Source organism: uncultured Flavonifractor sp., assembly GCF_944387675.1.
GTDB lineage: Bacteria > Bacillota > Clostridia > Oscillospirales > Oscillospiraceae > Flavonifractor.
This window is the reverse complement of record NZ_CALXFV010000070.1, coordinates 1-11,939: the sequence shown is the minus strand read 5'-3', so window position 1 is coordinate 11,939 and position 11,939 is coordinate 1. Positions and strand designations below refer to the sequence as shown.

Annotated in this window: 14 protein-coding genes; 12 read left to right on the top strand and 2 right to left on the bottom strand. The window is 62.0% G+C overall.

Features of this window, described 5'->3' with window-relative positions; all coding sequences use genetic code 11:
- From infB to Q0J74_RS07690, 7 genes are all read left to right on the top strand, one after another.
- Positions 1 to 1,016: translation initiation factor IF-2 (gene infB, locus Q0J74_RS07720; RefSeq protein ID WP_297212936.1), on the top strand; the 1,016-nt coding region annotated here is incomplete at its 5' end.
- Positions 1,017 to 1,196: 180 nt separating this feature from the next.
- Positions 1,197 to 1,325: a hypothetical protein gene (locus Q0J74_RS07715; RefSeq protein WP_297212934.1), complete on the top strand. Its 129-nt coding sequence runs from the start codon at positions 1,197 to 1,199 to the stop codon at positions 1,323 to 1,325.
- Positions 1,326 to 1,363: 38 nt separating this feature from the next.
- Positions 1,364 to 1,753 carry a 30S ribosome-binding factor RbfA gene (gene rbfA, locus Q0J74_RS07710; protein ID WP_297212932.1) on the top strand — a complete coding sequence of 130 codons (390 nt, stop codon included), beginning with the start codon at positions 1,364 to 1,366 and terminating at the stop codon, positions 1,751 to 1,753.
- A gap of 3 nt (positions 1,754 to 1,756) precedes the next feature.
- Entirely contained in the window at positions 1,757 to 2,707 is a 951-nt protein-coding gene (locus Q0J74_RS07705; RefSeq protein WP_297212930.1) for a DHH family phosphoesterase, read from the top strand.
- Entirely contained in the window at positions 2,700 to 3,593 is an 894-nt protein-coding gene (truB, locus tag Q0J74_RS07700) for a tRNA pseudouridine(55) synthase TruB (RefSeq protein ID WP_297212928.1), read from the top strand. Before Q0J74_RS07705 ends, truB begins: the two co-directional genes overlap by 8 nt.
- Before the next feature lie 4 nt (positions 3,594 to 3,597).
- Positions 3,598 to 4,503 (top strand): riboflavin biosynthesis protein RibF, encoded by a 906-nt coding sequence (gene ribF, locus Q0J74_RS07695; RefSeq protein WP_297212926.1) that lies wholly within the window; start codon positions 3,598 to 3,600, stop codon positions 4,501 to 4,503.
- Between the two features lie 31 nt (positions 4,504 to 4,534).
- A complete protein-coding gene (locus Q0J74_RS07690) occupies positions 4,535 to 5,851 on the top strand; it encodes a DUF1576 domain-containing protein (protein ID WP_297212924.1) in 1,317 nt (438 codons plus the stop codon).
- A 167-nt stretch (positions 5,852 to 6,018) separates the two neighbouring features.
- Here Q0J74_RS07690 and Q0J74_RS07685 read toward each other — a convergent pair whose 3' ends face one another.
- Both Q0J74_RS07685 and Q0J74_RS07680 read right to left on the bottom strand, forming a co-directional pair.
- Complete coding sequence (locus tag Q0J74_RS07685) at positions 6,019 to 6,936, bottom strand: SPFH domain-containing protein (protein WP_297212922.1); 918 nt, start codon at positions 6,934 to 6,936, stop codon at positions 6,019 to 6,021.
- 39 nt (positions 6,937 to 6,975) lie between these two features.
- On the bottom strand, positions 6,976 to 7,428 hold the full coding sequence (locus tag Q0J74_RS07680; RefSeq protein WP_297212921.1) for an NfeD family protein: 453 nt from the start codon (positions 7,426 to 7,428) through the stop codon (positions 6,976 to 6,978).
- A gap of 145 nt (positions 7,429 to 7,573) precedes the next feature.
- On the opposite strand from Q0J74_RS07680, the gene Q0J74_RS07675 reads away from it, so the two are divergent.
- The 5 genes from Q0J74_RS07675 to Q0J74_RS07655 all read left to right on the top strand — a co-directional run.
- A complete protein-coding gene (locus tag Q0J74_RS07675; RefSeq protein ID WP_297212919.1) occupies positions 7,574 to 8,704 on the top strand; it encodes a THUMP domain-containing class I SAM-dependent RNA methyltransferase in 1,131 nt (376 codons plus the stop codon).
- Between the two features lie 46 nt (positions 8,705 to 8,750).
- Complete coding sequence (locus tag Q0J74_RS07670; protein WP_297212917.1) at positions 8,751 to 9,893, top strand: S-layer homology domain-containing protein; 1,143 nt, start codon at positions 8,751 to 8,753, stop codon at positions 9,891 to 9,893.
- Positions 9,894 to 9,924: 31 nt separating this feature from the next.
- Complete coding sequence (locus Q0J74_RS07665; protein ID WP_297212915.1) at positions 9,925 to 10,833, top strand: diacylglycerol/lipid kinase family protein; 909 nt, start codon at positions 9,925 to 9,927, stop codon at positions 10,831 to 10,833.
- 192 nt (positions 10,834 to 11,025) lie between these two features.
- Complete coding sequence (locus Q0J74_RS07660; RefSeq protein WP_297212913.1) at positions 11,026 to 11,310, top strand: co-chaperone GroES; 285 nt, start codon at positions 11,026 to 11,028, stop codon at positions 11,308 to 11,310.
- 72 nt (positions 11,311 to 11,382) lie between these two features.
- Positions 11,383 to 11,939: TCP-1/cpn60 chaperonin family protein (locus Q0J74_RS07655; RefSeq protein ID WP_297212911.1), on the top strand; the 557-nt coding region annotated here is incomplete at its 3' end.

Sequence of the window (11,939 nt, the reverse complement as noted above, 5' to 3'; positions counted from 1 at the left end):
TGACCGCCGAGATGCAGGAGCTGAAGGCCAACCCCAACCGCTCCGCCCACGGAGCCGTCATCGAGGCCCGGCTGGACAAGGGCCGGGGTCCCGTGGCCACCCTGCTGGTGCAGAACGGCACCCTCCATCAGGGCGATGTCATTATCGCCGGCACCGCCGTGGGCCGTGTCCGGGCTATGGCCAACGCCAAGGGAGAGAAGGTTACAGAGGCCGGTCCCTCCGTGCCTGTGGAGATCATCGGTATGGGCGAGGTGCCTGGCGCCGGCGACGACTTCCATGCCGTGGCCGACGAGCGCATGGCCCGTGAGCTGGTGGAGCAGCGCAAGCATGAGCAGAAAATGGCATCCTCCGCCCCGGTGGGCAAGGTGAGCCTGGAGGATCTGTTCAGCCAGATCAAGCAGGGCGAGATGAAGGACCTGAACATCATCGTGAAGGCCGACGTGCAGGGTTCCGCCGAGGCGGTGAAGGCCAGCCTGGAGAAAATCTCCAACGACGAGGTGCGGGTGCGGGTCATCCACTGCGCCGTGGGCGCCATCAGCGAAAGCGACGTCATGCTGGCCACCACCTCCAACGCCATCATCGTGGGCTTCAATGTCCGCCCGGACAACAACGCCAAGGACACCGCCGCCCGGAACAAGGTGGATATGCGGATGTACCGGGTGATCTACGACTGCATCAACGAGATTGAGACCGCCATGAAGGGTATGCTGGCCCCCAAGTTCAAGGAAGTGGACTTGGGCCAGGCCGAGGTGCGCAATGTGTTCCGGATTACCGGCGTGGGTATGGTGGCCGGCTGTTACGTCACCGAGGGCAAGATGCAGCGGGGCGCGCAGATGCGGTTGCTCCGAGACAACATTGTTATTTACGACGGTGCCATCGCCTCCCTCCAGCGCTTCAAGGACAGTGTGAAGGAAGTCGCTCAGGGCTACGAGTGCGGCATTACCTTTGAGAAGTTCCAGGACATCAAGGAAGGCGACATCATTGAGGCCTACCTGATGGAGCAGATAGAGGTGTAAGTGCTTCTCTGGGATAGGAGAGGCTGCTTGTCGCCTTCCTTGGGACCCGCCGCAGGCGGGGCGGCGCTTGCGCCGCACAAGCGTTTTGCCATTAGGCAAAACCTTGGCGCAGGGCGAATTTACTTCGCCCGAGCAAGTGTCATTTGAGGGCTCCCAAACGATGTGGATGTGGCGCATCGTTTGGGAGCAGGCGACATCATTGAGGCCTACCTGATGGAGCGGCGTGGTGTTTGCGACGACGAGATGGAGCAGATCGAGGGATCATCAGAAACAATCAAATCAGACCCGTTCCGTCCCCAAGTCATTTGAGGAGGGGACGGGTCTGTATTGCATGATAGGAGATAACCATGGCAAGCAATCGAATCGGACGTATCAACGAGGAAATTCAGCGGGAGCTGTCCGCCCTCATCCGCACGGTAAAGGATCCCCGGGTCCACGGGCTGGTGTCTATTACGGCGGTGGATACCACCACGGATCTGCGCTACAGCAAGATCTACGTCAGTGTGCTGGACAAGAGCGATGTGAAAGAAGTGGTGAAGGGGCTGAAATCCGCCGGCGGTTATCTGCGGCGGGAGCTGGGCCGGGCCTTACAGCTGCGGTACACGCCGGAGCTGATTTTTGTGGAGGACGACTCCATCCACACCGGCGCCCATATTCTGAGCCTGCTGCGGGACCCGGAGGTGGTAAAGCCTGCCAATCCCGCCAACGCCCACATTGACCTGGACAGCGAGGAATAAGCCATGACCATACAGGAAGCCGCGGCCTGGCTCAAGGGCCATGACCGCTATCTGATTCTCACCCACAAGCGCCCCGACGGGGACACCATCGGCTGCGCCGCAGCCCTGTGCCTGGGTCTGCGGGGGCTGGGAAAAACCGCCCACATCTGCCCCGGTACCGGGGAAACCCACCTGTTTACCCCCTACCTGGCGGGACTGCTGGCTCCGGACGACTATATACCCGATGCCGTGGTCAGTGTGGATATCGCCGCCCGGGGACTGTTTACCCAGGCGGGGAAGCCCTGGCTGGAGCGAGGGGTTGACCTGGCCATTGATCACCACCCCTCCCAGGAGTTTTTTGCGAAGGAAACCTGCCTGGACGCCGGAAGGGCGGCCTGCGGGGAAATTCTTTATGAGATTCTGAGGGAGCTGGGGCAGGTAAACAGGCAGACCGCCGTACCCCTGTATGTGGCGGTATCCACCGATACCGGCTGCTTCCAGTACGGCAACACCACTGCGGACACGCACCGGGTGGCCGCCGCCCTGATGGATACCGGGCTGGATGTGTTCCCTTTGAACAAGCGCCATTTCCGCACCAAAACCTGGGCGCGGCTCCAGGTGGAGCGGCTGATTGTGGAGCGGATGCACCGCTATGAGGATGGAAAGATTGCCGTGGCGCCGGTATCTCTGTCCCTGATGGACGAGGCGGGCGCCACCGAGGAGGATATGGAGGATATCGCCGCCTTCCTGGGTCAGATTGAGGGGGTGGAGACCTCCGTCACCATTCGGGAGCTGGAAGAGGGGGGCTGCAAGCTGTCGGTCCGCACCAGCGGCGGGCTGAACGCCACGAAGGTATGCGCCCTGCTGGGCGGCGGCGGCCATGCCGCCGCTGCCGGCTGTACGGTACCGGGCGGCCTGGAGAAGGCGGAGACGCAGATTCTGGCAGCTGTCCGCCAGGTGGAAGCGGATGGCTAACGGCGTCATTATCATCGACAAACCCTCTGACTGGACCAGCATGGATGTCTGTGCCAAGCTACGGGGGATTCTGCACGAGAAGCGCATCGGTCACGGCGGAACCCTGGACCCTATGGCCACCGGCGTGCTGCCGGTGTTTGTGGGTCGGGCCACCCGGGCGGTGGAGTTTGCCGTGGAGGGGGAGAAGGAATACCTGACCGCCCTGCGGCTGGGGGTGGTTACCAACACCCAGGACACCACCGGGGAGGTGGCGGAGACCCGGCCGGTCCACGTGGGGCGGGCCGCGCTGGAGAGAGCGCTGGAGGGATTCCGGGGGAAGATTGCCCAGATTCCCCCCATGTATTCCGCCATCAAAATTCAGGGCAAAAAGCTCTACCAACTGGCCCGGGCGGGGCAGGAGGTGGAGCGGGCGCCCAGGATGGTGACCATCCACAGTCTGGAGGTGCTGGACCGGATTCCGGCGGGTTTTCCCCAGGGGGAAAACCTCTGGTATCTGAAAGTGGTCTGCTCCAAGGGTACCTATGTGCGCACCCTGTGCCACGATATCGGAGAGGTCCTGGGCTGCGGAGGGTGCATGGCCGCCCTGCGCCGCACCCGGGTAGGAGACTACGGCCTGGAGGGAGCGGTGACCCTGGAACAGCTCCAGGCGGCTTCTGACCCGGCGGAGTTGCTGCTGCCGGTGGATACCTGCTTTGCCGGGCGGCCCATGCTGGTGCTTAAGAGTCCCCAGGCGGAGAAGAAGGTGCGCAGCGGTGCCGTTCTCACCCTTCCTATGGCGCTGGACGATGGCGAATACCGCCTCTATGGCGTGGATGGGGCCTTCCTGGCCCTGAGCCGGGCGGAAGGGAACCGGCTGACCACCATCAAAAGTTTTTTCGAGGTGTAGAGAAATGCGGCAAGACAGACGGGTAATTGCCCTGGGATTTTTTGACGGGGTCCATCTGGGCCACGGCGCCCTGCTTCGCCGGGTGGGGGAGCTGGCAGAACAGCTGAACGCGGTGCCGGCGGCGGTGACCTTTGACACCCATCCGGAGAACCTGATTTTGAAGACCTCCGGGGTGCCGCTGCTCAGCTCCCCCCTGGACCGGGCGGAGCTGATGCGGCGGTGCTACGGGATCCGGGATGTGATTGTGGCCCACTTTGACGAGCGGATGATGCACATGCCCTGGCAGCAGTTTGTCACCGACTACCTGGTGGGAGAAAACGGGGCGGTACACCTGGTGGCGGGCCACGATTTCCACTTTGGCTACAAGGGAGAGGGCAATCCGGAGCGGCTGGTTCAGCTGTGCGGAGAGCTGGGCCTGGGCTGCGACATCATCCCCAAGGTGGAGCGGGATCACATCACCGTCTCCTCCACCTACATCCGAACCCTTATCGCCCAGGGGGAAATGGAGCGGGCCAACGACTTTTTGGGCCACCCCCACACCCTGACGGATACGGTGATCCACGGGAAAAAGCTGGGGTCCACCCTGGGCTTTCCTACGGTAAATCTGCGCTTCCAGCCCGGCGTGCTTGTTCCCGCCTATGGGGTGTACGCCACCCGGGTGTGGTTTGAGAACGGAGAGAGCCGCCCGGCGGTGACCAATATCGGTGTGCGCCCCACGGTGGACGACGGCGACAAGGTGACAGTGGAGGGCTTCATCCTGGATTTCTCCGGGGATTTGTATGGACAGTCGGTGCGTATGGAGTTTTACAAGCGGCTGCGGGGGGAACGAAAATTTTCCGATCTGGCGGCTCTGAAGGAAGAGGTCATGCGCAACGCGGAACAGACCAGAGCATATTTCAAAGGCCGGTAGAACAGCCGCCGGGAGACGGAGGGGACATGCTATGCGCTACCACAAAATCTATCCCGCAGTTATTTGCTTTGCGGCCTATCTCATTGCCGTCGGGGTTATTCTGGGAGATCCCGCCCAGATTCAGCCCGGCCTGTGGAAGATTATCCTGACGGAAGACGCCCTCATCACCGACTACATTAAGATCGCGGGCATCAGCGCGGCCTTCACCAACGCCGCCCTGGTCACCCTCATCAGCCTGGGAATCCTGCGGCTGAGCAAGGATCCCCTCAATGGCTTTACGCTGGTGGAGATCGGATTGATGGCGGGTTTTGCCCTCTTTGGAAAAAACATTGCCAACATCTGGCCCATCATCGGCGGCACTTTCCTGTACGCCAAGCTGCGGAAGGAACCCTTCGGCAAGTACGCCTCCGTGTCCCTGCTAGCCACGGCCCTGTCGCCGGTGGTGAGCTATATCGCGCTGGACAATGGCTGGGGAAACATCTGGTGGGCGCTGCTCATCGGGGCCATGATCGGCTTTGTGCTGCCTCCTCTGTCCGCCTATACATACAAGATCCAGAACGGCATGAATCTGTACAACATGGGCTTTGCCTGCGGCCTGCTGGCCACCATTATGGTACCGGTGATGACCTCCCTGGGGGCCGATCCCAACATTGCCCACCACTGGGCCACCGGCTATAACAGGGAATTGGGAATCTTCCTAGGGGTGCTCTGCGCGGTACTGATTGCGGCGGGCCTTTTCTTCGGCGGCCGGCCGGGCTGGGCCGCCTGGTCGGGTTACCGGCGGCTGCTGCTCACCACCGGCCGGGCGCCCAGCGACTACCTGCGGATGTTCGGCGCCGCCCCCACCCTGATCAATGTGGGAGTCAACGGCCTGATCGGCATGGCCTTTATCCTGGGTACCGGCGGGGACCTGAACGGCCCCACTCTGGGGGGAATCTTCACCATCATGGGCTTCTCCGCCTTCGGCAAACATGCCCGCAACATCATTCCCATTATGGCCGGCGTGGTGCTGGGCGGTTTCTGTATGCACTGGCACATCAACGACAGCGGCGTGCAGCTGGCCCTGCTTTTCGGTACCACTCTGGCCCCCATCTCGGGGTATTTCGGCTGGCCCTTCGGTGTGCTGGCCGGGTTCCTTCACTCCTCCGTGGTGCTGCGGGCGGGTACGCCGGTGGAAGGCTTCAACCTCTACAACAACGGATTTTCCGGCGGCCTGCTGGCCATCGTGCTCTACCCCATTATCAGCGAGGCCATCCGCCACCGCAAGCCGGAGCTCCGGGACGAGGATTACTTTGACGCCTTTGAGGACGACAGCCCGGTGGTTCCACCACCCATCTCAAAAAAGTAGCAAATGGGACCTGCAGCAAAAGGCAAATGGCCGCCCCGTGAAAGGGGCGGCCATTTCTCATGGCAATGACAGGGTGCGGCAGCGCGCCGATTTTGCTGCAGGTCCCTCGGCTTGTCCAAAAGCGCCCCAGCTCGAGAAAGCGGCTGGACGCACGGCTTCTAACCGGTTCAGGCCTTGCCGTTGGCACCAGACTCAAAGGCGGCCTTGGCAGAGGCGCACAGCCCCGCCAGCCCCTGAATCTCGCTGGGAATGATCAGCTTGGTGGCCTGACCGTTGGCGGCGGCCGCAAAGGCCTCCAGAGCCTTGATTTTCAGCACCGCGTCGGTGGGGCCGGCCTCGTTGAGGAGCTTCAGCGCCTCAGCGGTGGCCTGCTGTACCTTCAAAATGGCCTCCGCCTCACCTTCGGCCTTCATGATGGCGGCCTGCTTGGCAGCGTCGGCCCGGAGGATGACAGACTGCTTTTCGCCCTCCGCCACCAGGATCTGGCTCTGCTTCTGGCCCTCGGCCTGGAGAATGGCCTCCCGGCGCTCCCGCTCGGCCTTCATCTGCTTCTCCATGGCGTCCTGAATCTCACGGGGGGGAATGATGTTTTTCAGCTCCACCCGGTTGACCTTGATGCCCCAGGGGTCGGTGGCCTCGTCCAGAATGGAGCGCATCTTGGAGTTGATGATGTCACGGCTGGTAAGGGACTGGTCCAACTCCAGATCGCCGATGATGTTGCGCAGAGTGGTGGCGGTCAGATTCTCAATGGCGCTCATGGGGTGCTCCACTCCGTAGGTATACAGCTTGGGATCGGTGATCTGGAAGTAGAGCACCGTGTCAATCTGCATGGTGACGTTGTCCTTGGTGATCACGGGCTGGGGAGCGAAATCCACCACCTGCTCTTTCAGAGAGACAGCCTTGGCTACCCGTTCAATAAAGGGAATCTTGAAGTGGACGCCCACCCCCCACACGGCGTGGAAGGCGCCCATGCGCTCGATGACGTAGGCCTTGGACTGCTGCACAATTTTCAGGTTGGTGGCCAATACCAGAATGATTACCACCAGCAGGATGATGACGATAATAGGGGTGAATGGGATATCCATATGCATTCCTCCAATTTTTGCGGTTCAGATGATGGCCCCTCAGCCCTGGCGGGCGGAGACGGGAACAGGCGTTACAATCAGCTTGACGCCCTCGATGCGCAGGACTCTGACGGTGGTACCGGCGGGGATGACTGCGTCATCCTCCGTGCGGGCGGTCCATACCGCCCCCCTGACCGAGACCTGACCGGCGGCCTTCAGATTATCGATGGCCTCAGTGACCACGCCCTCGGCACCTACCGCCCGGTCGGCGTTGGTAGCCACCTGCCTGGGTGTGACGTAGCGGCGGGCCAGGGGCCGGATGATGAGCAGGCTGACCAGGGACACCGCCAGGAACACCCCGAACTGCACCCAGATATTGTGCACGAAAAACGAGGTAACCAAAGCGGCCAGCGCCCCCAGGGCAAACCACAGGGACACCAAACCCACGGTGGCTGCCTCCAGCACCAGCAGGGCAATGAGGGCGGCCAGCCAAAGGATGCTCGGTATGGGCATGGACATGCCTCCTTTCTTGTGGTACTGATATCCTAGCATATTTCTATCAAAAAGAAAAGTAAAATTCGCTTCCCTATTTGCCAACGGCGGGGAAATAGAGTATACTCTAACCATATTGCAGAAGGTATGGAGCGAGGAGCGGACGATGAGAGAACTGGAACTGCTGATTCCCACCCTGTTCGGCCTGGAGGGCCTGTGCGCCGACGAGCTGCGCCGGCTGGGCCTGCCCTGGGTGCGGGCGGAGAACGGGCGGGTGTGCTGCGGGGCCAAGCCGGCGGATATCCCCCGGGTGAATCTGAACCTGCGCACCGGGGAGCGGGTGCTGCTGGTACTGGGCCGGTATCAGGCCAGGGATTTCGACGCCCTGTTTGAGGGCGCCCGGGCGCTGCCCTGGGAGGAGATGATCCCCAGGGATGGCGCCTTTCCGGTAAAGGGCTACTCCCTCAATTCCCAGCTCCGTGCAGTACCCGCCTGCCAGTCCATTTTGAAAAAGGCCCTGGCCGCCCGGCTGGGGGAGAGATACGGCCTGAACACCCTGCCGGAGAGCGGGGTGCTGTATCAGGTGCAGTTTTCCATTATGAAGGACCAGGTTACCCTGATGCTGGACACCACCGGACCCGGCCTCCACAAGCGGGGCTACCGGGCGGTGGGGGTGGCCGCCCCCCTGCGGGAGACCCTGGCCGCCGCCATGGTGCTCCTCTCCCGCTACCGGGGAAAAGACCCCTTCTGCGACCCCTTTTGCGGCTCAGGCACCATCCCCATCGAGGCGGCGCTCATTGCAAAGAACCGGGCGCCCGGCCTGAACCGGAGCTTTTCCGCCCAGAAATGGCGGTGGCTGGACAGTGGCCTGTGGCTCCGGGCGGGGGACGAGGCTATGGACGGGGAGTATCACGGCGCCTATGAGATCTGGGGCGGGGATGTGGATCCCAGAGCGGTGGAGGTGGCCAGGGACAACGCGGCGAAGGCCGACGTGGAGGATGCGGTTCGCTTTTCGGTAGCGGATGCCGCCGGCTTCTGCCGCAGGGAACCCTATGGCCGGGTGGTGACCAACCCCCCCTATGGAGAGCGCCTGCTGGAGAAGCGGGAGGCGGAGTCGCTCTACCGGGCCTTCGGCCGGGCGGTGCGGGATCTGCCCGGCGGCTGGCAGGTGGAGGTGCTCTCCTCCCACACGGAGTTTGAGCGCAGCTTCGGCCGGCCGGCGGAAAAGAAGCGGAAGCTGTACAATGGAATGCTGAAATGCGACCTGTTTTTCTACGGAGGAAAAAAGCGAGGATAATATGAGAAAAAGCGGAACGAAACGATCTCTGCGGGTGTGGACATGGATGTTGGCGCTGTGCCTGCTGCTGGGGACCGGCGCCTCTGCGGCCCCGCCCGGCGCCACGGTGTGGGGCTACAGCGAGGGACTGGCCCAGTGTGAGTTCAACGGGAAGTGGGGCTACGTGGACGGAACTCGGAACGTGGTGATACCCCTCCAGTACAGGAGCATCGTCTCTTTCTCCCTGGGCATGGCCGCAGTCAATCTGGATGGAAAGCTGGGGGTCATCCGCCAGGACGGCGCCTATCTGATCCAGCCGGAATATGATACCCTGATGCCCATTGACTGCGGCCTGTACCTGGCCCAGAAGGGGGGCGGCTGGGGGGTGGTAAGCATCCTGCCCTTTTCCGATGGGGCGGGCGGCGCCACCAATGTGCTCTACGAGCTGTCCTATGACAGCGTAAAGGTGGAGGAGCAGGGGGGCGTCCAGGTGCTCACCCTGCGGGACAAGACGGGCGGCGTCACCCGGGTGCCGGTGTTCGACCTGCCCGGTATTCTGGTGCGCAAAGGGGTGCCGTCGGCTCAGTTCCCTCTGACCCGGGGCAAGCTGCCCAAGTTCTCCGACGTGTCCCAGAAGGAATGGTATGCCCTGTGGGTGGATATCGCCTACAATGTGGGGCTGATCTCAGGAGTGGGGAATAATCGGTTCCATCCGGACGGGACCATGACTGTGGCGGAAACCCTGCAGCTGGCCGCCACTATCGAGAGCCGCTACCGGGACGACAGTTTTCATAAAAGCAGCGGGCAGACCAAGCCCTACTGGTACACCGGGGCGGTAAATTATTGCGTGGCCAGCGGCATCATCCGCAGCGGCCAGTTCACCCAGTCGGACTATGAGCGGCCCGCCACCCGCCTGGAGATGGCCCAGATTTTTGCCGCCACCAGTCCGGTGAAGAATATGCCGGTGCTGAACCATTCCGTTCGGGTACGGGTCTTCATTCCGGATATTCTGCCCACCTCCGAGGGGGCCGATGCGGTGTACAGCCTGTATGAAAAGGGTCTGCTTTCCGGGGTGGACAGCAACCTGACCTTTAATCCCAAGGGTACCATGACCCGGGCGGAGGCGGCGGCCCTGGCCTCCCGTATCGCCCGGGCGGAGCAGCGTATCACCCTCTGGGGGGCGTATGACGGGGCGGATTTGGTGCGCTGACCACTAACGGAAGAAGGAGGCGGGGGCGTTCGTGAAGCATCTGTTTCTCATCAACCCCTATGCCGGGAAGTATGACCGCAGCCGGGAGCTGCTGGAAAAGATCCGGGCGGTTATGTCCGCCCGGGGGGAGCCCTGGGAGGCGGAGGTGACCCAGTACGCCGGCCATGGCCTCCAGCTGGTCCGGGCCGCGGCGGAGCGGGGAGAGGCCCTGCGGGTTTACGCCTGCGGCGGGGACGGCACCCTGAACGAGGCGGTGAACGGCGCCGCAGGCCGCGGCCACGTGGCGGTAACCCACTATCCCACAGGCTCCGGCAACGATTTTCTGCGGATGTTCGGCCCGGACGCCTGCCGGTTTTACGACCTGCGCCAGCTGCTGGATGCCCCTCAGACCCCCATGGACCTGATCGAGTGCGGCGGCCGGCTGGCCCTGAATGTATGCTCCATCGGTTTTGATGCCCGCATTGGACTGGGCGCCGCCGACTTTAAAAAGCTGCCTCTGGTCAGCGGCACCATGGCCTATCAGCTCTCCGCAGTGCGCACCATCCTTCAGGGTATTCACCGCCCCTACCGGGTGGAAATCGACGGAGAGCTGCTGCCTGGGGAGGAGTTTACCCTGATCTGCGCCTGCAACGGCCGGTACTATGGGGGCGGCTTCAATCCCAGCCCGGATGCCCTGCCCGATGACGGAGTGCTGAATTTTCTGGTCATCCCGGCTGTCTCCCGGCTCACCGTACTGGCACTGATTCGGAAGTTTGCCCGGGGGGAGGCGGGGGAGATCCCCGGCGTTATCCTCCGCCGGGGCCGTACACTGCACGTCACCTGCGACCGGATCAACCCCATCAACCTGGATGGGGAGCGGCTGGACAGCAGCCGCCTTTCCGCCTGCCTGTCTGAGAAAAAAGTGAACTTCTTTTACCCTGCCGGAGCCGCCTGGAGTTAGCACTCCTCCCGGACGTTTGTGAACAAAACTTGAATTTTTTTAAATTCAGCCCTCTTTTCTCAAAAAAGGGGGTTGATTTTTTTGGCCGGGAGGGGTATTATCTTACTTGTGGTTAGCACTCCGGCAAAATGAGTGCTAACAAGACGAACTGCAAATAAGAAAAATCAAGATAGATGTAAGGAGGAACCTACTATGAAACTCAAGCCTCTTGCCGACCGCGTGGTGATCAAGCTGGTGGAAGCGGAAGAGAAGACCAAGAGCGGCATCATTCTTACCGGCGCCGCCAAGGAGAAGCCCGAGGTGGCCCAAGTCATTGAGGTTGGCCCCGGCGGCCTGGTGGACGGCAAGGAAGTGACCATGACCGTCAAGCCCGGCGACAAGGTCATCACCAGCAAGTACTCCGGCACCGAGGTGAAGATTGACGGCGAGGAGTATACCATCGTCCGTCAGGGCGACATTCTGGCGATTGTCGAGTGATTGCCTGACTGCTGTACAAACACTGATTTCCGGGCGGCACGGACCGCCTGCTACAAATGGAGGTAATTCGTTATGGCTAAGATTATCTGCTATGGTGAGGAAGCCCGCCACGCGCTGGAGCGGGGCGTGAACCAGCTGGCCGACACCGTGAAAATCACTATGGGTCCCAAGGGCCGCAATGTGGTGCTGGACAAGAAGTTCGGCGCCCCCCTCATCACCAACGACGGTGTGACCATCGCCAAGGAGATTGAGCTGGATGATCCCTTTGAGAACATGGGCGCCCAGCTGGTGAAGGAAGTGGCCACCAAGACCAACGACGTGGCCGGCGACGGCACCACCACCGCCACCCTGCTGGCCCAGGCCATCATTCGGGAGGGTCTGAAGAATCTGGCCGCCGGCGCCAACCCCATGGTGATGAAGAAGGGCATTGCCAAGGCCACCGCCGCCGCTGTGGAGGCCATCAAGGCCAACAGCCAGAAGGTGAACGGCTCTGACGACATCGCCCGGGTAGGCGCGGTGTCTTCCAGCGACGAGACCATCGGCAAGCTGATTGCCGAGGCCATGGAGAAGGTCTCCCACGACGGCGTCATCACCGTGGAGGAGTCCAAGACCGCCGAGACCTACAGTGA